This is a genomic window from Nonomuraea angiospora, assembly GCF_014873145.1.
Classification (GTDB): domain Bacteria; phylum Actinomycetota; class Actinomycetes; order Streptosporangiales; family Streptosporangiaceae; genus Nonomuraea; species Nonomuraea angiospora.
This window is the reverse complement of the sequence record NZ_JADBEK010000001.1, coordinates 2717027-2743796: the sequence shown is the minus strand read 5'-3', so window position 1 is coordinate 2743796 and position 26770 is coordinate 2717027. Positions and strand designations below refer to the sequence as shown.

At 72.0% G+C, this 26770-nt stretch carries 25 protein-coding genes; 13 read left to right on the top strand and 12 right to left on the bottom strand.

Annotated features, from left to right (window positions below):
- Positions 1-51 precede the first annotated feature (51 nt).
- On the top strand, positions 52-1368 hold the full coding sequence (locus tag H4W80_RS12560; RefSeq protein WP_192793447.1) for a M28 family peptidase: 1317 nt from the start codon (positions 52-54) through the stop codon (positions 1366-1368).
- 65 nt (positions 1369-1433) lie between these two features.
- Complete coding sequence (locus tag H4W80_RS12555; RefSeq protein WP_192785255.1) at positions 1434-2309, top strand: dioxygenase family protein; 876 nt, start codon at positions 1434-1436, stop codon at positions 2307-2309.
- A gap of 1 nt (position 2310) precedes the next feature.
- Here the strand turns inward: H4W80_RS12555 and H4W80_RS12550 are convergent, their stop codons facing one another.
- The gene (locus tag H4W80_RS12550) at positions 2311-3543 is read right to left on the bottom strand and encodes an epoxide hydrolase family protein (RefSeq protein ID WP_192785254.1); all 1233 of its coding nucleotides are present in this window, start codon (positions 3541-3543) and stop codon (positions 2311-2313) included.
- 27 nt (positions 3544-3570) lie between these two features.
- Complete coding sequence (locus tag H4W80_RS12545; RefSeq protein ID WP_318786834.1) at positions 3571-4023, bottom strand: GNAT family N-acetyltransferase; 453 nt, start codon at positions 4021-4023, stop codon at positions 3571-3573.
- 169 nt (positions 4024-4192) lie between these two features.
- Here H4W80_RS12545 and H4W80_RS12540 point away from each other — a divergent pair, with 169 nt between their 5' ends.
- From H4W80_RS12540 to H4W80_RS63550, 7 genes are all read left to right on the top strand, one after another.
- The gene (locus H4W80_RS12540; protein WP_318786833.1) at positions 4193-5206 is read left to right on the top strand and encodes a LacI family DNA-binding transcriptional regulator; all 1014 of its coding nucleotides are present in this window, start codon (positions 4193-4195) and stop codon (positions 5204-5206) included.
- A gap of 77 nt (positions 5207-5283) precedes the next feature.
- The gene (locus tag H4W80_RS12535; RefSeq protein WP_192785252.1) at positions 5284-7200 is read left to right on the top strand and encodes a DUF2264 domain-containing protein; all 1917 of its coding nucleotides are present in this window, start codon (positions 5284-5286) and stop codon (positions 7198-7200) included.
- Positions 7197-7433 (top strand): cupin domain-containing protein, encoded by a 237-nt coding sequence (locus H4W80_RS12530; protein ID WP_192785251.1) that lies wholly within the window; start codon positions 7197-7199, stop codon positions 7431-7433. Before H4W80_RS12535 ends, H4W80_RS12530 begins: the two co-directional genes overlap by 4 nt.
- A gap of 48 nt (positions 7434-7481) precedes the next feature.
- Complete coding sequence (locus H4W80_RS12525; protein WP_318786832.1) at positions 7482-7949, top strand: MarR family winged helix-turn-helix transcriptional regulator; 468 nt, start codon at positions 7482-7484, stop codon at positions 7947-7949.
- 87 nt (positions 7950-8036) lie between these two features.
- Positions 8037-9140, top strand: coding sequence for an NAD(P)/FAD-dependent oxidoreductase (locus H4W80_RS12520; protein WP_192785250.1), 1104 nt, complete (start codon positions 8037-8039; stop codon positions 9138-9140).
- Between the two features lie 36 nt (positions 9141-9176).
- Entirely contained in the window at positions 9177-10085 is a 909-nt protein-coding gene (locus H4W80_RS12515; RefSeq protein WP_192785249.1) for an LLM class flavin-dependent oxidoreductase, read from the top strand.
- A 30-nt stretch (positions 10086-10115) separates the two neighbouring features.
- Positions 10116-11903: a tetratricopeptide repeat protein gene (locus tag H4W80_RS63550; RefSeq protein WP_192785248.1), complete on the top strand. Its 1788-nt coding sequence runs from the start codon at positions 10116-10118 to the stop codon at positions 11901-11903.
- On the opposite strand, the gene H4W80_RS12505 is transcribed toward H4W80_RS63550, so the two are convergent.
- Both H4W80_RS12505 and H4W80_RS12500 read right to left on the bottom strand, forming a co-directional pair.
- Positions 11885-12544 (bottom strand): hypothetical protein, encoded by a 660-nt coding sequence (locus tag H4W80_RS12505; RefSeq protein WP_192785247.1) that lies wholly within the window; start codon positions 12542-12544, stop codon positions 11885-11887. The two genes, H4W80_RS63550 and H4W80_RS12505, sit on opposite strands and share 19 nt — an antisense overlap.
- A 10-nt stretch (positions 12545-12554) precedes the next feature.
- Complete coding sequence (locus H4W80_RS12500; RefSeq protein WP_192785246.1) at positions 12555-13586, bottom strand: CHAT domain-containing protein; 1032 nt, start codon at positions 13584-13586, stop codon at positions 12555-12557.
- Between the two features lie 129 nt (positions 13587-13715).
- Between H4W80_RS12500 and nusG the strand changes: the two genes are divergently transcribed.
- Complete coding sequence (gene nusG / locus H4W80_RS12495) at positions 13716-15410, top strand: transcription termination/antitermination protein NusG (RefSeq protein ID WP_192785245.1); 1695 nt, start codon at positions 13716-13718, stop codon at positions 15408-15410.
- 32 nt (positions 15411-15442) lie between these two features.
- On the opposite strand, the gene H4W80_RS12490 is transcribed toward nusG, so the two are convergent.
- From H4W80_RS12490 to H4W80_RS12480, 3 genes are all read right to left on the bottom strand, one after another.
- Positions 15443-16300, bottom strand: a complete 858-nt coding sequence (locus H4W80_RS12490; RefSeq protein ID WP_192785244.1) for an ABC transporter ATP-binding protein — start codon at positions 16298-16300, stop codon at positions 15443-15445.
- Entirely contained in the window at positions 16297-16713 is a 417-nt protein-coding gene (locus H4W80_RS12485) for a GntR family transcriptional regulator (RefSeq protein WP_192785243.1), read from the bottom strand. Before H4W80_RS12485 ends, H4W80_RS12490 begins: the two co-directional genes overlap by 4 nt.
- Positions 16714-16802: 89 nt before the next feature.
- Entirely contained in the window at positions 16803-18785 is a 1983-nt protein-coding gene (locus H4W80_RS12480; RefSeq protein ID WP_192785242.1) for a hypothetical protein, read from the bottom strand.
- 218 nt (positions 18786-19003) lie between these two features.
- On the opposite strand from H4W80_RS12480, the gene H4W80_RS12475 reads away from it, so the two are divergent.
- Positions 19004-19657, top strand: coding sequence for a CAP domain-containing protein (locus H4W80_RS12475; protein ID WP_192785241.1), 654 nt, complete (start codon positions 19004-19006; stop codon positions 19655-19657).
- Positions 19658-19837: 180 nt separating this feature from the next.
- On the opposite strand, the gene H4W80_RS12470 is transcribed toward H4W80_RS12475, so the two are convergent.
- Positions 19838-20404, bottom strand: a complete 567-nt coding sequence (locus tag H4W80_RS12470) for a nucleoside deaminase (RefSeq protein WP_192785240.1) — start codon at positions 20402-20404, stop codon at positions 19838-19840.
- A 112-nt stretch (positions 20405-20516) separates the two neighbouring features.
- Here H4W80_RS12470 and H4W80_RS12465 point away from each other — a divergent pair, with 112 nt between their 5' ends.
- Positions 20517-21488 carry an antibiotic biosynthesis monooxygenase gene (locus H4W80_RS12465; protein WP_318786831.1) on the top strand — a complete coding sequence of 324 codons (972 nt, stop codon included), beginning with the start codon at positions 20517-20519 and terminating at the stop codon, positions 21486-21488.
- 36 nt (positions 21489-21524) lie between these two features.
- Positions 21525-22880, top strand: a complete 1356-nt coding sequence (locus H4W80_RS12460) for an FAD-binding oxidoreductase (RefSeq protein ID WP_225963394.1) — start codon at positions 21525-21527, stop codon at positions 22878-22880.
- Between the two features lie 197 nt (positions 22881-23077).
- Here H4W80_RS12460 and H4W80_RS12455 read toward each other — a convergent pair whose 3' ends face one another.
- The 4 genes from H4W80_RS12455 to H4W80_RS60600 all read right to left on the bottom strand — a co-directional run bounded on the left by H4W80_RS12455 (position 23078) and on the right by H4W80_RS60600 (position 26690).
- Positions 23078-24040 carry an ankyrin repeat domain-containing protein gene (locus H4W80_RS12455; RefSeq protein ID WP_225963393.1) on the bottom strand — a complete coding sequence of 321 codons (963 nt, stop codon included), beginning with the start codon at positions 24038-24040 and terminating at the stop codon, positions 23078-23080.
- Between the two features lie 67 nt (positions 24041-24107).
- Entirely contained in the window at positions 24108-25148 is a 1041-nt protein-coding gene (locus tag H4W80_RS12450; RefSeq protein WP_192785237.1) for a GNAT family N-acetyltransferase, read from the bottom strand.
- A 197-nt stretch (positions 25149-25345) separates the two neighbouring features.
- The gene (locus tag H4W80_RS12445; protein WP_225963392.1) at positions 25346-25873 is read right to left on the bottom strand and encodes a hypothetical protein; all 528 of its coding nucleotides are present in this window, start codon (positions 25871-25873) and stop codon (positions 25346-25348) included.
- Between the two features lie 79 nt (positions 25874-25952).
- A complete protein-coding gene (locus tag H4W80_RS60600; protein WP_225963391.1) occupies positions 25953-26690 on the bottom strand; it encodes a helix-turn-helix transcriptional regulator in 738 nt (245 codons plus the stop codon).
- Positions 26691-26770: the final 80 nt, after the last annotated feature.

Sequence of the window (26770 nt, the reverse complement as noted above, 5' to 3'; positions counted from 1 at the left end):
ACCGAAACTCTCGCTTCACAAGGGGGTCGTGTCAATGGTTGGATCGTGGCCATGGAGCACGTGCCCTCCGCGGCGGAGATGCTGGGCTGGATCGAGACCGTCGTGGCGCAGGGCGTCCGCCGCCCCGGCTACCCGGCGGACGCGTGGACCGAGCGGTGGCTGGCCGAGCGCCTGGCGGAGTTCGGCCTGGAGGTGACGCTCGAGCCGGTCGAGGTGCGGCGCTGGCAGCCGGGCACCGGGCTGCTGCGCCTCGACGACGGCACCTCGTGGACCGGCATGCCGCTGCCCCACACCGCGCCGACCGGCGGCCTGCGGGGCCGGATCGCCCGGCCGGCCGACGCCCGCCCGGGCGACATCGTCGTGGACGAGGTGACCTTCAGCGAGCTGCCGCAGTCATACGTCAAGACGCTCGCCACCTCGGCGTACGACCCGGAGGGCGTCTTCGACACCCTCGTCCAGACGATCCCGTTCGGCCCGCGGATGATGGAGGTCGTCGAGCCCGCCCTGGCCGCCGGGGCCGCGGGCTTCGTCGGCGCGCTGACCGGCCTCCCCTGGGAGACCCGCGACTACTACGTGCCCTACGACGCGGTCGAGCGCCCCATCCCCGCGCTGTGGCTGTCAGGGACGGACGCCCGCCGGCTCCTGGCCCGCCTCCCGTGCGAGGGCGAGCTGATCGCCGAGTCCGCCACCGACACCGTGATCACCCACAACGTGGTCGCCACCCTCCCGGGGGGCTCGCCCCACACGGTCATCGTCGCCTCGCACCACGACGCCCCCTGGGCCTCGGCCGTGGAGGACGCCTCCGGCCTGGCCCTCGTCCTGGCCACCGCCCGCCACTGGGCCCGCGTCCCGGCCGGGGAACGCCCGCACAACCTGACGTTCCTGCTCACCTCCGGGCACATGGCCCACGCGGCCGGCACCCGCGCCTTCATCGACCGCCACCGGCCGGAGCTGGCCGGCGTCGTGCTCGAACTCCACCTGGAGCACGCCGCGCTCCGCTGCGAGGCGGTGGACGGCGCGCTCGTGCCGACCGCCGAGCCCGAGGTCAGGTGGTGGTTCACGACGCGTGCCCCCCAGCTGGAGGAACTGGTCGCCGCGACGCTGGAGGCGGAGGACCTGCGGCGGTCGTTCGTCCTGCCCCCCGACGTGTTCTCGCCGATGCCGCCGACGGACGGCGCGTTCTTCCATCCCGAGGGGGTGCCGCTGGTGCACTTCCTGTCGGCGCCGATGTACCTGTTCGACTCGGCCGACACGATCGACAAGGTCGACGTGGCGGGGCTGGAGCCGCTGGCCCGCGCGGCCGTCCGGATCGTGGCGGGCACCGCCGGGTGGACCCCGGCGGACCTGCGCGCCGCCGCCTCCGGGTAGCGGCGCCCCGCCGGCCATGGTCATGCTGGGGGACAACGCCCCAACGCCGCCAGGACGTGATCACGATGTCACAGACTCCCGTTCGGTTCTCCGAAGAGCGTTCCGAGGACGTCGTCGCGGCGTCGTTCGCCGGCGCCCGCGACGCCCGGCTGCGGCAGGTCCTCACCAGCCTCGTCCGCCACCTGCACGCCTTCGCCAAGGACGTGGAGCTCACCCAGGCCGAGCTCGACGCGGCCGTCGGCTTCCTCACCAGGACCGGGCAGACCTGCGACGACACCCGCCAGGAGTTCGTCCTGCTGTCCGACGTGCTCGGCCTGTCGATGCTCGTGGACACCATGGCCAACCGGGCGCCCGCCGGGGCCACGGACTCCACCGTCCTGGGGCCGTTCCACCTGGTCGACTCCCCGCCGCGGCGGCTCGGCGACGCGATCTCCCTGGTGCCCGGCGGCGAGCCGACGCTCGTGACCGGGCAGGTGCTCGCGGCCGGCGGCCACCCTCTTCCCGGCGCGGTCGTGGACGTCTGGCAGGCCGACGAGAAGGGCTTCTACGACGTCCAGCGGGACGACGTCCCCACCGGGCACCTGCGCGGCCTGTTCACCTGCGACGAGCAGGGACGGTTCGCCTTCCGCACGATCCTTCCCGCCCCGTACCCGATCCCCGACGACGGGCCGGTCGGTGAGCTGCTGGCTGCGGCGGGCCGCCACCCCTACCGGCCGGCGCACATCCACTTCATCGCCGGCGCCGACGGCCACGCGCCGCTCACCACGCACGTCTTCGTCTCCGAGTCCCCCTACCTCGACTCGGACGCGGTGTTCGGCGTCAAGGACAGCCTGGTGCTGGACTTCGTCCGCGCCCAGGACGCGGAACTGGCGGCGGCGTACGGCATGACCGTCCCGTTCCGCCATGCCCACGTGGAGCTGCGGCTGCGCGAGAGCCGGTGACCTACCGGCGGCCGCGGAACGTGCGCCGCAGGTCGTCGACCCACTCCGCGGGGATCTCCCACGGGATGAAGTGGCCGCCGCGGTCGTGGACGGTCAGGTTGACGTGGTTGTACCAGGCGCCGCGGTCGCTGCCGGCGAAGTGCCGCACGCGCTGGTCGGTGGTGACGCCCGGCGGGTTCTCGTAGCCGACGAAGGTGATGCCGGTGGGGGCCTCGACGGGCGGCTGCCGGTCGTGGGAGGGGGTCCAGGGGTAGCGGTTGTTGTTGGCGTACGTGCGGATCGAGGTGCCGATCGAGTTGCTCACCCAGAAGATCATGGCGTGGGTGAGCAGGTCGTCCTTGGTGAAGACCGACTCGATGTCGCCGCCGTTGTCGCTCCAGCTGACCCAGCGCTCCAGGATCCAGGCGAGCATTCCGGCGGGCGAGTCGGTCAGGCCGTAGGAGAGCGTGCTCGGGGCCAGGACATGGGCGGCGAGGTGGACGGCGAAGCGCCTGTCCAGCTCGACGATCCGGGCGTGGACGTCGGCGGGCAGGCCGTCGGGGATGGGCTGCCCGCCGCTCAGGTCCCAGGCCCGGTCGCCGTTGAACAGCGTGAGCTTCTGCCCGGAGCCGATGTGGATGCCGTGCAGCTCGGCGGCGTACTTGTGCCCGAGCTGGCCCGTGACCAGGGCTCCGACGTCGCAGCCGGCGGCGGCGTACCTCTCGTGGCCGAGGACCTCGGTCATGAGGGTGTGCCAGAGGTCGGCGACCTTCCAGAAGTTCATGTCCGGGTGATCCGGCAGCGGCGTGGAGAAGCCGAAGCCGGGGAACGAGGGGACGATGACGTCGAAGGCCTCGGCCGGGTCGCCGCCGTGCGCGCCGGGGTCGGCCAGCGGGTCGACGACCTTGGACCAGTGCCAGAACGTCCACGGCCAGCCGTGGGTGAGGATCAGCGGCGTCGGGCTCGGGCCCACGCCCGGCCTGCGCATGAAGTGCACGGGGACGCCGTCCACCTCGACGCGGTAGTGCTCGTAGGCGTTGATCGCGGCCTCGGCCTTGCGCCAGTCGTAGCCGGTGTGCCAGTAGTCGACGAGCTCCCGCAGGTAGGCCCCGTTGACGCCGTAGCGCCAGTCGTCGTTGCCCACGTCGTCCGGCCAGCGGGTCAGCTCAAGGCGCCGCCGCAGGTCGGCGAGCACGTCGTCGGGCACGTGGATCGGCTGCGGCTGCAACATCGTCGTCTCCTGCGTAGGCGCCATCGACGGCAGAATATATCAGAAATTTATTTAAGTTCCTGATGTATCTGGCGGGCTCACATAGTGGTACACCAGCGCCGGCTCGCCGGCCGCGTTGAGCCAGCGGGCGCGGCTGCTGCCGACCCTGCGCCAGCCGGACCGTTCGTACAACGCGATGGCGGCCGTCCCCTCGGAGGAGACCTCCAGCTTGAGAGGGGTCTCGACGGCGGCGCGCACGGTGCCGAGCAGCCGGGCGGCCAGGCCGCGCCCGCGGGCGGCGGGGGTGACGAACAGGCGGGTGACCTCCATGTCCCGGGTGAGCGCCACGTGGCCGAGCACAGCTTCCCCCTCGACCGCTATCCATGCCCTGACCATGCCGTCGGGCGTCAGCCAGCGGGCCGGGTCGCGCGGCCAGTCCACGGGGTAGCGGTCGCGGGCCTGGACCTCGGCGAGGGCCTTCGTGCAGGCGTCCAGGTCGTCAGGGGTTCTGTCGCGGATCTCCACGCGGGCCAGCCTACGAGGCCCCGGCGCGGACGCCGTCGCCGGCGACCGGCGCCCCGCCACGCGGTCGTGCGCTATCGTTAAACCGTTTTAACCGCCGGGGATGGGGGGATGGATGCCTCGCCGGGCCGTTCCTGAGGATGGTCGGCCGCGTCCCTCGACGATCAGGGACGTGGCCAAGCACGCCGGCGTGTCGGTGGCGACCGTGTCGCGGATCCTGTCGGGCTCGTACCCGAGCGCTCCCGCGACGCGGAGCAGGGTGATGCGGGCGGTCCGGGAGCTCGACTACGTGGCCAACGCGCACGCGCGCGGGCTGGCGGGGGCGCGGCCGAAGAGCGTGGCGATCGTGGTGAACTCGGTGGTGTCCCCGCATTACGCGCATGTGGCGCAAGGGGTGCAGGACCAGGCGGTGCGCGAGGGCCGGCTGTGCATCGTGGGCACCACGGGCGGGGACGCCGAGCGGGAGCTGGCCATGGTGCGGCTGCTGCGGGAGGAGCACGCCGAGGCGGTGATCCTGGTCGGCAACATGCCGATCGACGACGCCTACCGGGAGCGGATGGCGGATTACGCGCGGGCGCTGGCGGTGGCGGGGTCGCGGCTGGTGCTGTGCGGGCGCCCGGCGCTGGGGGAGAAGGTGCCGGCCATCGTGGTGGAGTACGACAACACCGGTGGCGCCCAGGCGATCACCGGCCATCTGCTCTCGGCCGGTCACCGGCGGATCCTGTTCCTGGGGCGGCGGGCCGGTTACACGACGCCGGAGAGCCGGATCGCGGGCTACCGGGCGGCGCTGGCCGCGCACCGGGTGCCGCATGACCCCGGGCTGGAGGTGGACAGCGTGGTGATGGACCGGCGCGACGGCTACCGCATGATGCGGGAGCGGCTGGAGGCGGGGCCGCGTGACTTCACCGCGGTGTTCGCCGGGAACGACCTGATGGCGGCCGGGGCCCGGGCGGCGTTGCGGGAGCGCGGCCTGCGGGTGCCGGACGACGTGTCGCTGGTCGGGTTCGACGACCTTCCGCCGGCCGACGACATCGACCTGACCACCGTGCACGTGCCGCACGAGGAGCTGGGCCGTACCGCGGTGCGGCTGGCCCTGGACACCGACACCGCCGGCGCGAGCCGGCACGTGATGCTCGGCACGCACATCATCGTCCGTGACTCCGTCCGCCCTCTCCTGCACGTGTGAGGCGGGGTTAAACCGTTTACACGGGACCCGCCGAACCACCGAGGGTCGGCGCAGGTGGATGCCGTAGTATCCGGTCCATGTCCTCCCCCCTGCGCCTCCCGCCCGCCGACCCGCGGCTGTCCGATTTCACCGGCTGGACCCGCGCCCACTGGGAGAGCGTGGCGGACCACCTGCTCGACTCCGTGGTGCCGTACGCCACGGACGGCTTCGCCCAATACCGCCTGCCCGGGCGACCGAGCCGGTCGGGCACCGTCAGCGACGGGCTGGAAGGGTTCGCCCGCACGTTCCTGCTCGCGGCCTTCCGCATCGCAGGGGCGGGCGGCGACGTGCCGCCCGCCCTGCTGGAGCGCTACGCCGCGGGGCTGGTGGCCGGCACCGACCCAGCGCACCCGTACGCCTGGCCGCCCCTGACGGACATGTCGCAGCCGCTCGTGGAGGCCGCGTCCATCGCGCTCGCGCTGCACGAGACCCGGCCCTGGCTGTTCGACCGGCTCTCCCCGGCGCATCGGGAGCGGGTGGTGGCCTGGCTGGCCGGGTTCGTCGGGCGGCGCACGCCGGACAACAACTGGGTGCTGTTCCAGGTCGTCGTGGAGCAGTTCCTCGCCGAGGTGGGCGGGCCGCACGAGCCCGGCGAGATCGCCGCCGGGCTGGAGCGGATCGAGGAGTGGTACGTCGTCGACGGCTGGTACTCCGACGGCAAGGGCAAGAACTTCGACTACTACTCCGGCTGGGCGATGCACCTGTATCCGTCGCTGTGGGCGCGGATGGCCGGCGACACCGCCCGCGCGCGGCTCTACGCGGAGCGCCTGAGCCGGTTCCTGGAGCACTACCAGCACCTGTTCGCCGCCGACGGGGGGCCGGTGCACCAGGGGCGGTCCCTGATCTACCGGTTCGCGACGGTCGTTCCGCTCTGGCTGGGCGCGCTGACCGGCGCCTCGCCCCTGCCCCCGGGGCGGACCAGGCGGATCGCGAGCGGCGTGCTGCGCCACTTCGTCGAGCGCGGCGCGCCCGACGAGCGCGGCCTGCTCACCTGCGGCTGGTACGACGCCTTCCCGCCCGGCACCCAGGACTACTCCGGCCCCGCCTCGCCGTACTGGGCCAGCAAGGCCTTCCTCGGCCTGCTGCTGCCCCCCGGGCACCCGGCCTGGACGGACGCCGAGGAGGCCGCGCCGGTCGACCTCGCCGACCAGGTCGTGGCGATGCCCCCGCCCGGTTGGCTGCTGCACGCCACCCGCGCGGACGGCGTCGTCCGGCTGGTCAACCACGGCAGCGACCGCGACCGCGTCCAGGACCCGGCGGGGCCGCCGGACCCGCACTACCTGAGGCTCGCCTACACCAGCCACACCGGCCCCGACATCGGCGAGCAGGCGGTCGACGGGCAGCTCGCCGTCGTCTCACCCGAGGGGGAGCCCTCCCGGCGGCGCCGCATCGAACCCCTCGCCGTGGGCGAGCGCTTCGCCGCCTCGGCGTACCAGGACGGGCCCGTCCGCGTGGTGACCGCCTCCGTGGTCGACGGCCCGGCCGAGATCCGGATCCACCAGGTCACGGCGCCCGCCGGACACCAGGTGCGCGACGGCGGCCACGCGCTGGCCGGTCCGCGGCCCCCCGAGGTGAGCTCCGGGGACGCCTGGGCGCTGGCCCGGCGCGCGGACGGCCTGACCAGCGTGGTGCGCGGGCTGCACGGCTACACGGGGGCGGGCGTGGCGGGCGGGCACGGCGTGAACGCCTTCGGAGCGCACTCCGCCACGCCGTACCTGATCCGCGACGTCCACCCGGGCGGGACCGCCGTGTATGTCAGCCTGGTCCTGCTCACGGCCGAGCCGGAGCCGCTCGCGCCGGAGGTGCGGGTGAACGGGGACGAGGTCACCCTGCGGCCGCCCGCCGGAGATCCGATCACCGTCCGCCTTGGCCCCGTCCCCGAGCTGACGTCACCCGTCTTGGGGGTCGCCGACAGGATCGCCCGCCGCAGCTCGGACGACCAGGAGCAGAGATGAACAGCATCGTCGTACCGGACGCGAGCACCGCCGGCCCGGGGCCGTTCACCGCCGTACGCGACGGCTACCACGAGGTCTGCCAGATCCTGTCCGGGCGGGCCACCATCGTCGGCCAGGACGGCACGACCCAGGAGGTCGGCCCCGGGAGCACCCTGGTCATGCCCGCGGGCCGGCAGGGGGAGTGGCGCGTGCACGAGACCGTGCGCAAGACCTACGTGACCACCCGCCTGTGAGTAGTTCGTCCTACGAATTGTAGGGCGGTTGAATGTTACGCTGAGCGCGTGGAAAAGCATGATGATGATGGCCGGATCGGGGTGGTGGCCGGGCTGGTGCGGTCCACGTTCCTGGTGAACGCCGTGTACGCCGAGTCCGCCCGGGAATATGGGCTCACCTCGCAGCAGGGGCAGTTGTTGTGCGTGCTGATGGCGCAGCCGTACGGCATGAGCGAGCTGGGCGCGACGCTGGGGCTGGCCAAGTCCAGCCTCACCGGCCTGGTGGACCGCACCGAGCGCAACGGCCTGGTCCAGCGCAGACCGGACCCGCACGACTCGCGGGCGTTGCGGATCGCGCTGACCGGGAAGGGTTCCGAGCTCGCCGCGGAGTTCTACACGGAGACCTGCAGGCGGATCGAGGACCTGACGACGGGCCTCGCCGCCGGCGACCGTGACACGCTCGCCGGCCTGCTCGGCCGGGTCGTGCAGGACAACAAGGTCCCCGTGGTCTTCCTGGAGCCCGCCGAGCACGCTTGAGGTCATCCCCGGGTTGCAGTTCGTGTAGCGAACTAATATGGTTCGTAGCACGAACTCAACCTATTTTGTTGATCGGGGCGTGCAATCATGAGTCGTAAAGTGGTGGTCGTCGGCGGCGGTTACGGCGGTTCGGCGCTCGCCAAGGCGCTGGACGCCGAGGCCGACGTCGAGGTGGTCCTCGTCGATCCCCGGGACGCGTTCTTCAACACGGCCGGGTCGCTGCGGTCGGTGACCCGGCCGGACTGGGGGAGCAACATGTTCTTCCCCTACGGCGGGTTCCTGACCCGGGGCACGGTGATCCGCGACCGCGCGGTCTCCGTCGACCCCGGCGGCGTCACCCTGGCCTCGGGGCAGCGGGTCGAGGCCGACTACCTGGTCCTGGCCACCGGCTCCAGCTACACCTACCCGGCCAAGCCCGTCGCCGACTCCACCGAGCAGGCCCTGGAGGACCTGCGCGGGACCCACAAGGAGCTGGCCGGCGCCGAACGCGTGCTGATCCTGGGCGCCGGCCCGGTCGGTCTGGAGCTGGCCGGGGAGATCAAGGAGGTCTGGGCGCACAAGCACGTGACCGTCCTCGACCCGGCCGGGGAACTCCTGGCGGGGTTCGAGCCGGAGCTGCGCGCGGACCTGCACCGCCAGCTCGGCGAGCTCGGCATCCACCTGCGGCTGGGCGCCGGCCTGACCGCGCCGCCGGCGACCGAGCCCGGCCGGGCCGGGACCTTCACCGTCACCACCGCCGGCGGGGAGGAGCTCACCGCCGACATCTGGTTCCGCGCCTACGGCGTGCGCGTCAACAGCGACTACCTCGCCGACGGCCGGCTCACCACCCGCACCCCGCAGGGGCAGGTGCGGGTCACCGGGAGGCTCAACGTCCGCGGGCACGACCACGTCTACGCGATCGGCGACCTCACCGACGTCCCCGAGGCCAAGATGGCCGGGTACGCGATGCAGCACGCCGAGGTCGTCGCGGCCAACATCCTCGCCCAGCTGCGCGGCGAGCGGCCCACGGCCGTCTACCGGCCGCTGCCCCACCCCATGATCCTGCTCCCGCTCGGACCGCGCGGAGGCGTCGGCCAGCTGCCCGGCCCCGACGGCCCGGCCGTCGTGCCGGCCGGGACGGTGTCGGCGTACAAGGGCGCCGACCTGTTCACCGGCCGCTTCACCGAGCAGTTCGGCGCCGTCCGCGTCTGATCCGTGATCATGAAATTCGAAAGGAAAGGCAGAACCTTGTCCGGACACGACGTCGTCTTCGGCTTCGGCGCGCACAGCAGCGTCGACGAGGCGCCGGAGCTGCTGCGCATGGCCCAGCAGGCCGACCGCGACGGTCTCGACCTCCTGTCGCTGTCGGACCACCCCTACCTCGGCGGGCGCCTGGACGCGTACGCCGCCCTCGGCTTCATCCTGGGCGGTACGCGGCACATCGCCGGCCTCGCCAACGTCACCAACCTGCCGACCCGCCCCGCCCCCATGCTGGCCAGGACCGTCACGTCGCTGTCGGCGCTGTCGCAGGGCCGCGTCGTGCTGGGCATGGGCGCGGGCGGGCTGTGGGACCGGATCGCCGACATGGGCGTGCCCCGGCTGTCGCCGGGCGCCGCCGTGGACGCGTTCGAGGAGGCGATCGTCCTGGTGAAGAAGCTGTCGGGCGGTGGCCCGCCGGTCACCCACGAGGGCCGCCACTACCAGGTGCGCCAGATCGAGCCGGCTCCCGTGGCCGCGCCCCAGGTGTGGACGGGATCGAACGGCGCGAGATCCCTGGCCGCCACCGGCCGCGTGGCCGACGGCTGGCTCCCCGGCCACGCGGCGGACTGGCTCAGCGAGCGCTACCGGACCTCGCGGCCGATCATCGACGAGGCGGCGGCGGCCGCGGGCCGGGACCCGCGCGAGATCCGTACGATCTACAACTTCCCTGGCCGCATCACCGACCGGCCGCTGCCCGCCACCCGCGACGGCGACGGCCGCTGGATCGGCGGCTCCGTCGGCCAGTGGGTCGAGGAGCTGACCGGCGCCGTGCTGGAGCACGACGCGTCGGGCTTCATCCTCTTCTCGGCCGATCACGGTGTCGCCGACCTCGTCACCCTCGGCCGCTGGGCCGGGGAGATCGTCCCGGCCGTACGCGAGGCGATCAAGGCCTCTTGAGGCGGCGCGTCCGGGGGAACGTCGGAAGGTGTGAAGCAGTCCCAGCTTTCCCCGATCAGCCGCATGGTGGTGGCCATCATCGCCGGAATCGTGCTGGTGCCGGAGGTTCTGAGTTCGCTGACACCGAGCGCGGATCGGCTGTCGGTGTCGCGCGCGGTGCTGTTCACCATCCCTCTCGCGCTGGGTGTGCGGACCGTGCGCGCCGATTGGCGGGCTTGGCCGCGGCTGTCCCCGTACGTGCTGGCGGCTCCTGTGGCCCTTTGCCTGTGGCTGCTGCGCGAACCGCTGGACGCGGCCGCCGCCGCGGAGGTGACCGCCGTGCTGGGGGCGGGGCTGGCGGTCTTGGCGGGGTTCCGGCTCGTCGTGGAGGTACCCATCGCGCTCGTGCTGGTCGGGGGCCTGTTCAGCCCGGACGACTCCATCTTCCGTACGTTCGCCGAACCCTCGCTGTACGCGGCGATGGCCGGGATGGCGGCGTACCTGCTGGCGTTCGGCGCCGAATCCTGGGTTCCCCGGCTCGTGACCGGCGGCCGGTGGCGGACCGGTCTGTGGCTGGCGCGGCTGGTCGCGGCGCCCGGTCCGCTGGCGGACCCAGACCTGCGCTGGTCGGCGTACGCGACGTTGGCGCTGGTTCATCAGTCGCTGAACCGTCCCGAGCGGGCCGTACGGTTGCGGCGCCGGCTCTGGCGGCTGGCGAAACGGCGCCGCGACACCGCCGACAGCCGGCAGGCGCTGTACGACCTGGCCGTGGCCGAGCGGCAAGCCGGGAACCCCGAACGGGCGCTGCGCGTGCTCGACCAGGCCCGCCAGGAGCTCGGCGACGCGCCGGGCACACCTCTGGTACTGGAGCTGAGCAAGATCGACCTGCTGGGCGTGGAGTACAACGTGCACCTCGACCTCGGCGACATCGACGCGGCGGTCGCGACGCGGAAGGGGGCACTCGACCTGATCGAGGCCGCGTACCGCCTCCTCCCCGGAGTGGACCCGCCGGCCCAGGTGGCGACGCGCCGGCGCATTCAGCGGGAGCACGCGGAGACCCTGCGCACGCTGGGCGACCTCTACTCCGATCGCCTCCTGGACTACTCGGGGGCGGCATGGCAGTACCGCAACGCCATGAAGCTGGCCGACGACCTGGGAGATCCCTTCGTCCGCTACCCCCTGTACCACAGCGTCGCCACGCTGTACGCGCGCCAGGAGCGTTACGCGGAGGCGGGGGAGCAGCTCCGCCAAGCGCTGGCGCTGGCCGAATCCGGGCGGCTCGGCGAGCCTGCCACGCCCTCGGCCGCCGGCGCCAGGGCGCTGGCCCTGGACGGTCTGGCCAACACCGCCCGCCAGCGGGGCGATCTCGGCGAGGCGATCCGCCGGTACGACGAGGCGTTACGCGCCGGCCGCGCCATTCCGGGCCGGAAGGTCCCTGCCGCCACCCTTCTCGGCGCGGGCGCCGCCCACCTGGAACACGGCGACCCGGCCCGCGCCATCGAACTCCTGCGAAAGGCGCTCGACGCCGGCCGTGGCGAGTCGCAGATCCGCATCACCCATCTGGAGCTCGGGAAGGCGTACGAGCGGGCGGGCGAGCCGCGGACCGCCTACGACCACTACCGGCGCAGCATCGAGCTGCTGGAGCGGTCGCGCGCCAGCATGGAGGCGGAACAGGACCAGCTCCACTTCTACGGGTGGGAGCCCCGTGTGGAGGTGTACGAGCGGATGGTCGCCACCTGCCTCGCCCTGGGCCGCACCGTGGAGGCGTACGACTACGTCGAACGGGCCAAGGCCCGCGCGATGTTGGAGGCGCTGGGCTCTCACTCGTCCAGGCGATGAACCTCGTCGATGGCGCCGCCCCTGGCCAGCAGCGGGATCAGCCCGGCCAGCCCGCCGAACCGCACGCGGGCGCGGAGCTGGAAGCGCGCCCGCACCGGCCGGCCCTCTGGCGCCGACACCAGCAGGCGCAGCTCGCGGTCGGCGTGCAGGTAGCGCTCGCCGAGCGCGAGGAAGTCCCAGTAACCCCGGGTGAATCCGGTGCCCGACGAGACGATGCGGGGATAGTAGACGGTCTGGCTGCTGGAGTACTCGGGCTTGGCCTCGGCGCTCAGCGCCTTGGCGGCGATCTCGAACTTCAGCCCGACCCCCACGGTGGTCTTGAGCTCGACGGGCTGATCCGCCATGACCTCTCGCGGCGCCATGTCCTTGATCACCGCGTCGGGGGTCGGTGTGAGGTCCACCATCAGCCGCGACCAGACGAACCGGCACTGCGGATGCGAGTGGACCACGCACGTCAGCGGAACGTCGCACACGGTGTCCGAGACCCGGCTCGTCTCGCCCCGGGACAGGGCGATGCGGTTCTCCCGCAACAGCAGCCGGATGTCGCGGTCTCCGATGATCCGGCCGGCCGCGTCGGCGTCCCGCTCCACGGCCAGGCCCTCGTCGTCGACCTCGAGCGGGGTGTCGGCGATCAAGCCCATGACGTCATTCCTACCCCCAGGCGCCCACGAGGGTAAAGGGGGCCCAGTGGTGCGGGGAGGTCCAGCGCGGGTCCGTCTTGGTGTCCACGATGGCCTGGCGTAACGCGTCCGCCTTGTCCATCCGGGACAGATGCTCGTAGAAGCGCCGCATCAGGTGGGCCGTCGAGGCGTCGGCCACCCGCCACCGGCTGACCACGAGACTCGCCGCCCCGGCCAGGAGGAACGCCCGGGTGAGACCGACCAGCTCGTCGCCGGGATGGCGGGTGTTGACGCCGGTCTCGCATCCGCTCAAGGTCACCAGCCACGCCGACATGTCGCCTATGTCGCGAGCGGTCAGCATCTCGCCCCCGGCCAGTTCGAGACCGGAGGCTCGCGCGTCCGTCTCGTCGAAGCGCGCGTGCCCGGCGAAGTGCACGATGTCGGCATGTGACACCGCCTCGGCGAACGCCTGCCGCGTGACCCGCTCACCCACCTGAGCGGTGGCCCCGAGCCGGGCCGCCACGGCGGCGACCTCCGCCCGGGCGTCCGGGAGATCACCGCGCGGGTCTCCGAACACCGCCGCCGAGCCGCGTTCGCTCCGGGTGCGGTGACGTTCGCGGACCGCGTGCAGAACGGACGCGCTGGGCGCGTAGCAGACGGGATTCCTGTCGATGAGATGGCCGCCGTCCACGCGCAGCGCGTGCAGGGGGAGGTAGTGCAGCAGGCCATGGGGCACGAGAACCACCAGGTCGCCCGGTTCGCTCCACCGGCCCAGCGGCTCGATCAGCCGGTCGTGGGCGTACCAGAGCTCCTCCAGTCCCATCGAGACCAGCTCTCGTACGCCGCCCGCGTGCCCGAAGGTCGTGACCACGAAACGCCGCAGCTCTTCCTGGGCCAGCGGCAACCGCACGACCTCGGGCTCCGCGAGCTCCGCCGCCACGCGGAACAGGGCGACCTCATCGCCCATGGTGAAGTACTCGACCATGACCGTCCGGCGCCCGGACGCCGACAGCGACGCGCGAACCCCCTGATAGGACAGAGGGGCACCGGTCTCGGAAGGCATGCCGCAATCGTCGCACGAGCGTTACGACCAGATCGGCGCTCTGCATGAGCTCGGGAGCCGGGTCCGTATGTCGGTGGCGATCTCTATCATGCTGCCCCAGAGATCGTCCGTGCCGATGGGGGCCCCACCGTGGAGCGTCAGTTCGTGAGGATTGTCGATGGCCCGTTCGCCGGCCTTGACGCGGAGCTCGTCTCCGCCGACGGGCAGAGCTTGACGGCGCGCGTGTCGATCTTCGGTCGGCGGACAACGGTCGATCTCCACCGGCACCAGGTGGCGCACCCCGAGGACGTACCCGCGCTGTGGTACAGCGAGGAGGAAGACGACGGGCAGGTCCTCGCGGGGCTGCGGGAGCAGATAGCGGCGCAATACGACGATCTCGAATATGGGAAAAGGTTCGAGTTCTTTCTCGAGCGCGCCGATCTTCCCGAGGAGGATCTGGCTCAGGAGTGGGACGCCTACACCGCGTCGTGTGCCGAGATTGACGCCCATGTGCGGCGGCAGAGGGCGGCGGCGTTGCGGACGTTCGATCAGGAGATCGCTCTCCTGCCGGCCGGTGAGGCGAGAAGGCGGGTGGCGGCCGACCCCGGCCGCTGGCTGCCGGCCAAGGCCGCCCGGGAAGAGCGCCGGTCGCGGTACCCGGGCATCGACCGCTCCACTACCGAAGAACGGCTGCGGGCGACGATACTCGGCGAACCCGATCCGCCACCGACGCCGTGGGAACGGGCCGGCCGCCGGCGGGCCGCCGCGCGTTGCGCCGCCGAACTGCGGGACTACGCGGTGTGGAAGGCGGCGAACCGGCCACAGGAACAGGACGAGCAGGCGAGGTCGGCTGCTGTGGCCCAGGTGGAGCGCGAACGCGCCGCGATCGAAGAACGTTTTGCCCGCGACTGGGGATTCCAGCTGCCCGACCCGATCTTCCGCTTCCGGGCCTTCCTGCTGTCCCTGGGCCCGGCAGGAAAGCAGGCCCTCGACGACCTGGAACTGTGCCCGTTCGGGATCATGGACCTGTTCGACGATCCCGCCCGCGGCTCCCGGCCCGGCATCGATGTGCGCGTACACGGCCGCTACTACCGCGACCCGCCCGAGTTCCTCACGTTCATGCACGGCGGCACCGACGGGCTGCATTTCGGGCTCTGGTATGACGACGGCCGCACCTGCACCGGAGTCGCCTCCTACTACAACAACGACGGTGGCGGCGTGGGCCTCCCGTCGGGCACCCCTCTCGAGGCAGTCCGGCGCACGCTCGAATGGGGATGGCGCCACCTCGGAGATCAGGATGACGATCCGGCCGATCCCACGGACCCCGAGGTGGCCGCACGACGGCGCCGGCTACGGCTCCTGCGCGAGGTCCTGATGACCTTCGAGACCGGCGACCGCGACGAACAGGGCGAGGACTACCACAAGGCCTACGGGCAATCCCCAGAATTGCTCGAGCACGGAGATCCGGATCGGATCGAGACCCTGGACGGCGGCGGCGCGCTCGTCGACGGTGACACCGCGATCAAACGCGACCGGCAGAGACCATGGGACGACGGCGGCTTCTGCGCAGCCCTGCAACAGGAGCTGACCGGCGACCCGGCCGTCCGGGACGCCCGCGTCGCCGAGGCGCGGCGCCGCTGCGCCGCCGGCCACCCCGCCGACGCTCTCGCCCTCGGCCGTGACCTGCACTGGATCAGTGCGGGAGACCCAGAACGTGAGCACCAGGCGAACGAACTGCTCACCATGGCCTACCGTGCCCTGGGACGCGACAACCTCGCTGCGATCGCCCAAGCCCACCATCGCCACCGCGATCTCCCCCAGGTGCACGTCCTCGAAAAGACCTGACGCGCTCACCACGGCTGGCCGCGTTCCGCCGGCTACCGCCGGATCACGTGCTCCGGGCCGGGCAGCGCCGTCGACTCGGGGCTGCGCAGATATCCCATGACGAGATCGGCCAGCCCGGCCCGCCGCGCCTGCGCGCGCGGGTCGGGCGCGGGCTCGCCCCTGACGAGGAGCTCGGCCTGCCTCCCGGCACGGCTCGCGCTCACGACCGCGGCCCCGGCTCCCATCGTCCCGGCCGATTCGGTGGACCCGGTGAGCACGTAATGGCCGGCCAGTAACTCCTCGATGTCGCCGCTCACCTGCACCTGCCCGTCGTTCAGCATGACCAGCCAGTCACAGGTCTCCTCGATGTCGGCGACCACGTGCGAGGACAGCAGCACGGTCAGCTCCCGCTCGGCCACCTCCGCCATGATCGAGCGCATCACATCGTGCCTGGCGAGGGGGTCGAGGTTGGCCAGCGGCTCGTCCAGCACGAGAAGGTCGGGCCGCCGGGCCATCGCCAGCGTGATCGCCACCTGCGCCCGCTGGCCGCCCGACAGGACACCCACCTTGCGATCCAGCGGCACGCCCAGCCGGTCGAGCCGGTCACGGGCGGCGCCGTCGTCGAATCGAGAGTTCACCCGGCGGCCGAAGGCGAGCATCTCGGCGGCGGTGAACCTCTCGGTCAGCGGCCTGTCCTGGGCCACGAACGCCACCTCCCCGTGCACCTCGACGCTGCCGCACGTGGGTTTGAGCAGGCCGACGGCGGCGTGCATGAGCGTGGTCTTGCCCGCGCCGTTCGGTCCCACGAGCGCGGCCACGCGCCCGGCCGGGATGGACAACGAGCAGTCACGCAACGCCCAGGAGCGGCGGTACCGCACGCCCAGCCCGTCCGTCCTCAGCGCCGGCCTCACGCCGCTCCTTCCTTCGCGCCCTTCCCGGGGCTGTCCTTGTGGGAGTCCGCGAGGACAACGGTGAACAGTGCCCTCAGGTCCTCCTGGTCGAGCCCGGCCTCGCGTGCCTCGCGTACCCACCTCTCCAGGTCGCGCCGCAATCGTGTGTGGGCGACGAGCGTCGAACCCGTGACGCTCTGCAGCACGAATGTCCCCATGCCCGGCCGCCCTTCGACCAGCCCGTCCCGCTCCAGCTCGCGGTAGGCCTTGAGCACGGTGTTGGGGTTGATGGCCAGGCTCTCGACCACCTCGCGGGCGGTGGGCAGTTGGTCACCCGGCCGCAGCGTGCCGAGCCTGAGAGCCTGCTTGACCTGGTGGACGAGCTGGAGGTAGGTCGACACGCCCGAGCCGCGGTCGAGATGGAACTCGATCATCGCAGCACCCTTTCTCTATTCGAATAGGGAAAGGGTGCTGCAGTGATCGAGTGTTGTCAAATCTCCAGAGAACCCGATCTTCGGACCGCTCACCTTGTGATCTTCTCGTCGATGCAGTCGGCAAGACGTATCTCGTAGACCTGTACGAGTTCGCCGTTCTCCTCGTACGTGCTGACGCCGCCACCGAAGCGACGCCGCACCGCCTCCAGCGCCGGTCCGAGCTCGCGGGAGGCCGCCAGAGCCGAGGGTGGCATGCCCAGCAGCACATCGAGCAGGAGGCTGAAGCCTTCCGTCTCCTCGTCCTCGCCGTCGTGGCCGAGGTCTGCCCGCCGCCGGATCTCGGCGGCGATCGTGTCGGCCGTCTCCGGGAGGCCGATCGCCTGCAGGGTCACCTCCGCCTGGTGCCGGGTGTCCCGGTAGATCTCGTCATCCTCCAGCACGGCCAGCAGGGTCGGCGTCGCGGGCGCCGCGGCGGCACCGGCCTGCCTGAGGGCGTACATCAGCCGGTACTTGGCCGACTCGTCGCGGAACCAGTGCTCGGCGTCCTCTCGTGCCGGAAAGGGAAACGCGCGGAGCGCCGCGTGCACCGCCGGGACGGCGGCAGCGCCCCGTTCCCCCAAGGCGGCCGAGGTGAGCGCACCGAGGAAGTTGCCGAGCTCGGGCAAGCTCGCGATGAGCTCCTCCGTCGTTGGCTCGTCCTCGCCGGTGAAGTACGCCAGTAATCGCCCGGCGGAACCGTGCCCGTCGTGACGGCGGAACATCTGGTAGAGGGCGGTGGTCGCCTTGCCCTGGTCGATCTCCGCCAGCGCGATCACCGCGGACTCCCGGGCCGTTCGGTCGGCACCGTTCACGATCAGGTCCCACAGCGCGTCCACCGCCATCTCTTGCCAGGCCGCGTCGAGGTCGTCCGAGGCCAGCTCACGGACCGCGGCCACGCTCGCCGGGCCGTCGTCCCAGTGGTGGCGGACGTCGTCGAGCAGGGTCTCCACGTCACCGCCGCCCATCACCCGGGAGGGGTGACCGACGCGTTGCGGCACGAGCCCGGCATGGCCGGACCAGTGGAGAACGTGGACCTGGCCGCCGCGCCCGCCGATCAGCCAGCACCGCCCGTCCGGCGTACCGGCCACCTGGGTCAGCTCCCGGGGGCCGGAGGTCGTGGGCGGCGCGAAGCGGCCGACGGGACCACGGCCGTGCAGCCGCCACAGCGCGGCCGTGCCGTCCTGGGAAACCGACATCACCAGGTCGGTGCCGGTGGCGAGCGCCAACCCGCGGACGCGTCCGCCATGCGCCTGAACACGTCCGAGACAGTGCCCCGAGCGGGCATCCCACCACGACAGCGAACCGTCCCGCCCGCCGAGCACCACCAGCGGCCGGTCCGGATGCGCCGCGATCGCCGTCGGCCGGGCGGGCGGGACGAACGCGGTCACGACCGCCCCGGTCTCCGCGTCGAGAACGACCACCCGGCCGCGCCGCGGGGACACCACGAGCCGCCATAGGTCGCAACAGCGCATCAGCCGCTGATCCGCCGCGTCACCTTTGTCGCCGAAGGCCCACACGACCTCGGCATCGGCGTACGGTTTTTCCTCGGGGGGACGTCGCCAGGCCTCGATCGGTCCTCTGCCATCGCTCACGACGATCAGTCCGGAGCCGGTGCGTCCCAGGGCCGCCGGATCATGCTGCTTGCTCGAGCCGAAGACGCCCAACCAACGAAGGTCTCCGCACTGCCTGAGCACCGCCTCCCGGTCTGAGGGGGTGAGGAGCCGCCCGCCGTCCCAGGGGAGCTGTCGCCATTCCAGGGCCTCAGTCGTCACCGTCCACAGCGAGGCTGACGGGCCCGTGGTCAGCAACTTGGGCTGCCTGGCGTCGCCGATGAACGCGGCGCTGTCCACAGGTCCGGCCTGCAGCCCTCCCAGATAGGCGGTCAGCAGGCCATGGCGCAGATCCCACAGCCGGATCTCGCCGGAGCGCGCGCCGGTCGCCCCGATCCGTCCGTCCGGGGAGACCGCGACCGCGGTGATGGCGTCGCCGTGGTCCTGCGACGCCCCGATATGAAGATCACCTTTGTCGGGCACCCCCTGAGAGGTAGCACGTTTCCGGTGTTTCCGGCGACTCGAAATCCGGGAGAACGGCCGTGCGCGAACGGAGGCGTGATCGCGGCCTGCGGCCCTGTCGAGCGGGCCGGCCGACCTCGCTCCGGCGGGCTTCGGCCCGCGGACATCTGAGTAGGGCCTACTCAGGCGCCCGCCCGGGATCCGCCGTTCACTGGAGGCTCAACGAAGGGAGTCCTGTCATGAGCGATCTGTCACCATCCATCCGGCGGCGGCCCCAGCTCCCCGCCGTCCGGTCGCGCACCGTCCGCCTGCTCGGCGCCGCCGCCCTCGGCCTGACGGCGCTGAGCGCCGTGGAGAGCGCCCCGGCCACTGCCGCGCCGAACTGCGCTGCCGCGTCAGCGTATTACGACCAGGCTCCCACCAGCGCCAACCTCACGATGGTGCGGCAGGCGGTGCACTGCCTCATCGACGCCGAGCGCGCCAGCGCCGGGCTGGCGCCGCTCACCCGCAACAGCCAACTCGACGCCGCGGCGGCCGCGCACGCCGGCGCCGCCGCGACCCTGAAGTGGTGGCGGCCGGGCGCGGACTCGCACACCAACCCGCAGACCGGTTCGACGCCGTACAGCCGGATAACGGGCGCGGGCTACTGCCCGAACCCGATCTCCTGGGCCTACGCCGAGACCACCTACACCGGCTGGGGCGGGTCGGGCACGCCCCGGGCCGCCGTCCATTGGTGGGTGTACGTCAGCACGTACGGCCACCGCCAGATCGTCCTGAGCCCGACGCTGACCGACGTGGGCATCGGCGCGGCGGCGGGGGCGGCGGACCCGGCCGGCGCGGGCGCGGCGGGCGGCGGGACGTTCGTGGTCGACTACGGGCGCTGCCAGCGCTAGCCGGGCCGGCTGCGGCACGCTCGGCGCGCCGGCGCTCGTCTGGGGTGCGGGGGCCACGCATCGGCTCTCCTGCCCAGGGGCCTGACGAGCGGGCTACTGCGCGGGGCGCCGGGCATGAAGCTCGCCCGCGCCACCGCCGCGCTCGCACTCCTGAACGACCCCGCCCAGGCGTCCGGCGGATCAGTACGGGTGGTGGTTCGGCTTGTTCGCCCAGGCGGCGTACGCCTGGGCGCCGAGCTCAGGATAGATCTGCTCGATCCGGATCTTGCGCTGGTCGAGGGGCCGCTGGAAGTCCTCGTACTGGAAGCCGTCGTCGAAACCGATCTTCCTGGTCGCTTCGAGGTCGGAGCTGAAGTGGACCGAGTCGATCCGCGACCAGTAGATGGCGCTCATGCACATCGGGCACGGAGCCCCGCTCGAGTAGAGGGAGTATCCCATGAGCATCCGGGCCCGCTCGGGCAGGAGGTCGGGCGATCCTTCCGGGCGCGGCACGAGTTCGAGCGTCGAGGCGTTCAGGCGGTCCTCCGTAACGGTGGGCGCCTCCGGGTTCAGGATCTGGATGGCCTTGCGGATGGCCTCGATCTCGCCGTGCGCGGTCGGGTCGCCGGTGAGCAGGACGCGGTTCTGGCCGCGGGCGAGAATCTCCCCGTCCTTGGTGATGACCGCGCCGAACGGGCCGCCCCAGCCGTTCACGACGGACTCCGTGGCGAGTCGCACGGCTTCGGCCATGAATTCCTTGGGTCCCATCTCATAACCTCCGGCAGGTAAATTGCGGCTGAAATTTCGTCCCCCTCGACTGCCCTGCCCAAAGTCATTGCCGCCATGCTTCTCCGAGCCGTCGTGGACTATACTTGCCCAGGTGAAGCCTGGTTCGAACCGTGGGGCCTCGGATCGCGGCGTGACCGTGGTCATTTCGTCAAAGGTTCGTGAAGGCCGCGAGGAAGAATATCGCCGCTGGCAGCAGGAAATAAATGAGAGCATGCGCTCATTCGCTGGTTTCGAGGGGGCGGAGGCTTATCCGCCGATTCCCGGCGAGCAGCCCTCCTGGGTGTCTGTTTTTCGTTTCTCGGATATCGCCCGGCTGACCGGGTGGCTGAATTCGGAGTCGCGCAGGGTTCTGCTCGACGAGGTCCGGCCGCTGCTGGAGGAGCCGCCGGCGCTGGAGGTCCTCGCGGGAAGGACGCCCGGCAGCGAAGCGGTCACGGCGGTGATCTCCCACAACGTGCGGCCGGGCCGCGAGGGCGACTTCACGCGCTGGCAGGACAGACTCCACAGGGCGGAGGAGAGGTTTCCCGGCTTCCTCGGATTCGAGGCGTTCGCGCCCGTGCCGGGCATACAGCCGCACTGGGTGGTCATGACCCGGTTCGACACCCGCGAACACCTCGAGAACTGGCTCGCGTCCGACACCCGCAGAAAGCTCCTGGACGAAGGCCGCGACTGCGTCGTCGACTTCGACGTGCGCACCGTCAAGTCGGCGTTCGGCGGCTGGTTCCGGTTCGGCGGCGGAGCCGCCGGCGAGGGCGTCCCGCCCAACTGGAAGCAGGCCATGTGCGTGCTGCTGGCCCTCTATCCGACCGTGATGGCGCTGAACCTGACGGTGAGCCGGGTGCTGAGCGGCGCGGGCCTGCCCCTCTACCTCGTCCTGTTCATCGGCAACGTGCTGAGCGTCGCCATCCTCACCTGGGTCCTGATGCCGCTCGTCAACAGGGCCTTCGCGGCCTGGCTGCGCCCCGATGTGCCCCGCTCGTTCCTCGCCGGCGCCGCCGGAGCGCTCGTGATCGTGCTGTGCTACGCGCTGTCCATCGCCGTCTTCGCCGTGATCACCCGTTAGCGGCCGTGGCGCGCGACCACCTTTAGGATGTCCGACATGGAGCTGGGCCGAGACCTCGAGGGACTGCTCGTCAGGCGAGGCGAGGCCGGCTACGAGGCCCTCAGGGCGGCCGCGGTGTGGAACGGGCTCAAGCCGGAGCGGTTCCCCGACGTGATCGTCCAGGTCGCCTCCGAGCGGGACGTCCAGACGGCCGTCAGGTTCGCCCGCTCGGCCGGCATGCGGCTCGCCGTGCGGGCGGGTGGCCACAACTGGGTGGGCGCCTCGGTGCGCGACGGAGGCATGCTCATCGACCTCTCCCGGCTCGACGCGTCCGCCGTCGACACCGCCTCGGCCACGGCGAGCGCGCAGCCCGCCGTCAGAGGCCGCGATCTCGCCGCCGCGCTCGCCGAGCACGGGCTGGCCTTCCCCGTGGGGCACTGCGGCTCCGTCGCGCTCGGCGGCTACCTGCTGAGCGGCGGGCTCGGCTGGAACCCCGGAGTGTGGGGGCCGGCCTGCCTGAGCGTCGCGGAGATCGAAGCCGTGACGGCGGCCGGCGAGGTGGTCCGGTGCAGCGAGGACGAGAACGCCGACCTCTTCTGGGCGGCGCGCGGAGCCGGGCCTGGGTTCTTCGCGGTCGTCACCCGGTTCCGGCTGCGTTTGCGCCGGCTCCCGGCGGCGATCACCACCGGCTCCTACGTCTTCCCGCTCACGGACGTGGCGGACGTGACGTCCTGGGCCGTCGAGGTCGCGGCGTCGCTCCCCCCGGCGGTCGAGCTCAGCATCACGCTCGGCACGGCGCCGCAGGAGCCCGGGACGAAGGCGATCGTCGTCACGGCCACCTGTTTCGCGGACTCCGCGGACGAGGCGGCCCGATCTCTTGAGGCGTTCCGGGCGTGCCCCCTCGCCGGGCGCGCCCTGGCCCGCTCGGCGGAGCAGCCGGCCACCTTCGACGCCCTGTTCGAGGGCTCCGACGGGCTCTGGCCGGAGCGCCACCGCGTCGCGGCCGACACCCTCTGGTCGACGGAGGACCTCGGCGCGCTGCTGCCGCTGCTCGCGGACGACGTCGCCAAGGCTCCGTCCGGCAAGTCACTCGTGCTGGCGAACATCACTCCCGCGCCGCCCTGCGGAGCCGCGATGCCCGATATGGCCTTCTCGGCGCTGGGCAGGAGCTACGTCGTCGGTTACGCGATCTGGCAGGCGCCGGCGCACGACCAGGTCAACATCCGCTGGTTGCGCGAGGCGATGGGCAAGGTCATGCCGTCGGCGGCCGGGCATTACATCGCGGAGGCCGATCTGCCGGCCGCTCCGTCCCGAAGCCGGCGGTCGTTCACGCCCGACACGTGGGAGCGCCTGCAGGCGGTGCGGGCGCGATGGGACCCCGAGGGCGTCTTCCAGCCCTACCTGCAACCATGACGCTCCGGCAGCCCCGTCACCTCGCCGATGGCCACCGCCGTGCCAGGGTCGCGCGTGCCCCCTCCGGGCCGCCGCCGGCCGCACCGCCCCCGGCTTCCAGGCCAAGTCCCGCCACCGGCACCTGGCCAGGCACGTCAGCTGATCTTCACACCATGTCGCGTCGGGGCCGGCACCGCTTCGTTCGGCCCCGCGACGCGTCAGGACCAGTAGTCGCGGTCGGGGAGGCGGAGCCACGTGTCGGGCGGGCCGATGATCGGGCGGGGGTCGGTGAGGCGGAGGCCCGCGCCGGCACAGCAGTAGGCCAGGGCGTGGCCGTGGTAGAGGTAGGTGGCGAGGATCTCGTCGGAGGGTTCGTCGGAGGCGACGGAGCCGCCGCCCGGGTGGGTGTCCCAGGCGGTGAAGTCGCCGTCGCGGGTGACGCATCCCTGGTTGCCGCTCTTGGGGTTGGCGTACATGGCGTAGCAGACGGTGCCGGTCGAGACGCGCTTCATGACGCCGGGGGTGGAGGCGCCGTAGCCCCACGGTTGGGAGATGACGCAGCCGCCGGGCACGTCGGTGATGCCGACGATGGTGATGCTGCGGTCGAAGTCGGACCACGGGTCGTCCTCGACGAGTCCGAGGTCGTCCTCGTCGGCGGGGGTGGCTTCGAGCCGCCGGACCGCCTCCGCTGCGGTGATGCCGGCCACGCAGGCCAGGCTCAGGCCCTCGTAGTGGAGGCTGCCGAGCGCGGCGATCAGGCGTCCGGCCTCGGCCACGGCGGTCGCCTCGGCTTCGGACAGGCCGAGCCCCGGCGAGGGTGGCGGTAAGAGGCCGGGGGTGGGCCCGGCCTGGGCGAGACGGCCCGGTGACCAGCCGTTCATCATGGGACGCCACGGGTCGGCCCCGGCGGAGACGAGGGCCTGGACGTTGCGGGGGCGGTTGGCGAAGACGGCCGCCCACAGCGCGGTGCGGCCTTTGAACGCGGTGTCGACGTCGTCGGCGCGTCCGGCCAACTCGGCGACCACCTCGGGTGAGCCCCGCTCGGCCGCTGCGTGCAGCGGGGTCCCGAGGTAATCCACGTGGGTATTCGGGTCGGCGCCGGCGTCGAGCCGTGCACGGATCAGCTCAAGCTCCGTCCAGGAATCCCAGCCGATCCCGGACCATCCCCTTTCGTCACCCATGGCGCTCCTCATCGTGGGTCGGGTGACTGATCATGGCGTACGGGACCGACAGAATCGGATGCTTGAGTCACGGAAGGTCGTGTTGCCCTTCAGGTGCGCCAAGCCGGGATTCGAGCGCGCCGAGAGCGGCCTCGGCGGTGAGCATGATACGTGTCGTGACATATCCCAGTTGATGGTTGACGCGCGTCATGTGATCGTTGCTCGCGTCCACGTTCGTGACCACCACGGCGATCCCCGGTCGCTCGGCCAGCAGCCGGCGCATCATGGCGGCTTTCACGGTGCGGCCCAGCCCGCGTCCCCGGTGCCCGGGCATCACGGCCGTGTCCTGCTGGACGGCCGTGCCCGGCATGCCGGGGAAGATCTCCAGCTCTGTCAGGCCGACCACGGCGTCGCTCGCCTCGTGCACGACCACGACGGTCCGGTGTTCGACGCCGCGCCGGCGCGCGTCCTGCTCGGCCTGCCGCACACCGGGTACGGACCAGTGCGGATGACGGTAGCTGGAGTCGCCGGTAGGGGCGTCGCCGATGGCCCCGCGGGCTCGCGCGTAGGACTCCACGAGGGCGTCGGGAGCGGCTCCCGTCCATCGCTCCAGACGGTGACCGGGAGGCACGGGGACCTCCCAGAGTGCCGGGTCCGCCTCACTCACCGTGAGCACCTGCAGGGCCACCCGTTGCACGACGGTGAACCCCCGCGCGCGGATCCACTGCTCGCCGTCGCCACCGGCGGTCACACCTCGTCCAACGACGAGTTCACGGTCTCCGACCGGCGATTCGCCGAGCGCTCGGCGGAGCAGCGCCGTCCCGATCCCCTGCCGGCGCAGCTCAGGAAGGACGCGAACGTCGACGACAACGCTGTTGTCGTTCTCCGGCCCCGACAACTGCGTGATCGCGATACCCGCCATGCGACCTCGCCGGCGCGCCACCCAGCACCACTGCCTGCTCACGCCGGGCGGAATGGCACGTAACCGGCCCACGAACGTGTCGTAGTCAGGCTTCGGCGCGTCGGGCCGGTCCACCGCGAACGCGGCGACCGCCAGGTCGTACTGACCTCGGAGATCCGCGTCAGAAGCGTCGTCCAGATCGTGGGGAGAGATGTCGGCAGTCATCATGCTCCTGATTTCACCGGCATGTCGGCCGCGGGGGAAGGGCGTCCGCCGGGGCTTCGTTGCCCCGCTCAATGGCTGCCGGCCCGGCGGCTGGGGCATGTCAGGAGGCGCTGCAGCGCCGGCTTGAGGTCGTCGAGGTCGGCGGCCCGTTCGGGCAGGTAGCCGCCGAGCGCGGCCTACGGCGCGCGGCTTTGCGCGGGCTAGGCCGTGCGCGCCGTCACGCCGCGCCAGCCGAACGCGACGGCGCCGGTCAGGAGCGCCACCCCGGACAGCACGCCGCTGACGAGCGGCACCCAGGCGACCGCGCCCGTCGGGGCCAGGATCAGGCCGGCGACGCCGAGCAGGGTGAGAACCGCACCGGGTACGGCGATGCCCCGGTCCTTCCAGATCGGCGCCAGGGCGATGAAGTGCACGCCGACCACGAACGCGACCCAGGCCACGTTGGCCTGCGCGGGAAGCCCCCAGGCGGCCAGCACCCGGAGGCCGCCGAAGAGCAGGAGCGCCTCGGCGGCGACGACGATCAAGTAACCGCGGCCGAACATGTTCGGTCGCGGCCCCCCGGCGGTGTGCTCCCTCCGGGCCGCGACGAACCACATGGCGACCACGCTCGCCGCCGCCAGGCAGGCGGCCGCCCGCAGGACGTTCACGGTCAAGGTGTTCAGCGGGCTCTGCGCGTTGACGACGACGAAAACCGCGCCGAAGACCGCGCCGACCAACAATCCAGTCATACGTTGCATGACGTTCATTCAAGTGCGAGCCGGATCCCGTCCGCAGGGGGGCTGGGGCGAGAACGGGGTAGTCCTGGCCCTACCCCGCCGCGCCGCGCAGGTAGGCGAGCACGGCCAGCACCCGCCGGTTGTCGTCGGCGGTCGCGGGCAGTTCGAGCTTGGTGAACACGCTGGCCACGTGCTTGCCGACGGCCGCCTCGGTGATCGACAGGGCGCGGGCGACGGCGCTGTTGGAGCGCCCCTCGGCGATCAGCGCGAGCACCTCGCGCTCCCGCTGGGTCAGCCGGTGCGTGGGCTCGGTGACCTCCCTGGCCTTGGCCCAGGTCCGCTCGAACAGCTCGACGAGGGTGGCGATCAGGCTCTGCTGCCTGATCACCAGAGCCCCCGGCGAGTGCGGGACGGGCGTGATCCGGACGAACGCCACCGCGCGGTCGAAGACGAGCAGTTGCTGGATCGGCTCGTCGATGACCCGGTGCAGGTCGCCGGCGGCGTGCAGCTCCCTGAGCCGGGCCGCCCTGCGGGGGTGGTCCAGGACGCTCGAGTGGACGATCGTGCGCATCGTCATGCCGCGCCGCAGTGCGTCGAGCACGCGCAGCCGGCTCTTCTGCTCCTCGCGGCCGCGTTCCGTCGAGCCCACCGGGTGCATGGCGCGCAGCTCGCCGGCCGTGCGGACGGCGTCCGCGATCTGCTTCCGGACCCGCTCGTCGTCCTCCACCCGTTCGACGTCGACGGGGATGCCGCGCAGCTCGCTGACCACCTCCTCCAGCCGATGGGCTAGCTGGGCTAACGACACGCTCTCGTCCACACGCCCCCTCATCCGACCGATACCGCCGTACTGGAACATTCTGGCCGATCCCTTGACGGTTGTTACAAGAGAGGTCCAAGTGATCCCCAAGC

Coding starts and splice junctions, on each gene's coding strand:
- H4W80_RS12560 (WP_192793447.1), top strand. CDS start 52: ATGGAGCACGTGCCCTCCGCGGCGGAGATGCTGGGCTGGATCGAGACC.
- H4W80_RS12555 (WP_192785255.1), top strand. CDS start 1,434: ATGTCACAGACTCCCGTTCGGTTCTCCGAAGAGCGTTCCGAGGACGTC.
- H4W80_RS12550 (WP_192785254.1), bottom strand. CDS start 3,543: ATGGCGCCTACGCAGGAGACGACGATGTTGCAGCCGCAGCCGATCCAC.
- H4W80_RS12535 (WP_192785252.1), top strand. CDS start 5,284: ATGTCCTCCCCCCTGCGCCTCCCGCCCGCCGACCCGCGGCTGTCCGAT.
- H4W80_RS12530 (WP_192785251.1), top strand. CDS start 7,197: ATGAACAGCATCGTCGTACCGGACGCGAGCACCGCCGGCCCGGGGCCG.
- H4W80_RS12520 (WP_192785250.1), top strand. CDS start 8,037: ATGAGTCGTAAAGTGGTGGTCGTCGGCGGCGGTTACGGCGGTTCGGCG.
- H4W80_RS12505 (WP_192785247.1), bottom strand. CDS start 12,544: ATGGGCTTGATCGCCGACACCCCGCTCGAGGTCGACGACGAGGGCCTG.
- H4W80_RS12500 (WP_192785246.1), bottom strand. CDS start 13,586: ATGCCTTCCGAGACCGGTGCCCCTCTGTCCTATCAGGGGGTTCGCGCG.
- H4W80_RS12485 (WP_192785243.1), bottom strand. CDS start 16,713: ATGATCGAGTTCCATCTCGACCGCGGCTCGGGCGTGTCGACCTACCTC.
- H4W80_RS12475 (WP_192785241.1), top strand. CDS start 19,004: ATGAGCGATCTGTCACCATCCATCCGGCGGCGGCCCCAGCTCCCCGCC.
- H4W80_RS12470 (WP_192785240.1), bottom strand. CDS start 20,404: ATGGGACCCAAGGAATTCATGGCCGAAGCCGTGCGACTCGCCACGGAG.
- H4W80_RS12460 (WP_225963394.1), top strand. CDS start 21,525: ATGGAGCTGGGCCGAGACCTCGAGGGACTGCTCGTCAGGCGAGGCGAG.
- H4W80_RS12455 (WP_225963393.1), bottom strand. CDS start 24,040: ATGGGTGACGAAAGGGGATGGTCCGGGATCGGCTGGGATTCCTGGACG.
- H4W80_RS12450 (WP_192785237.1), bottom strand. CDS start 25,148: ATGATGACTGCCGACATCTCTCCCCACGATCTGGACGACGCTTCTGAC.
- H4W80_RS12445 (WP_225963392.1), bottom strand. CDS start 25,873: ATGACTGGATTGTTGGTCGGCGCGGTCTTCGGCGCGGTTTTCGTCGTC.
- H4W80_RS60600 (WP_225963391.1), bottom strand. CDS start 26,690: ATGAGGGGGCGTGTGGACGAGAGCGTGTCGTTAGCCCAGCTAGCCCAT.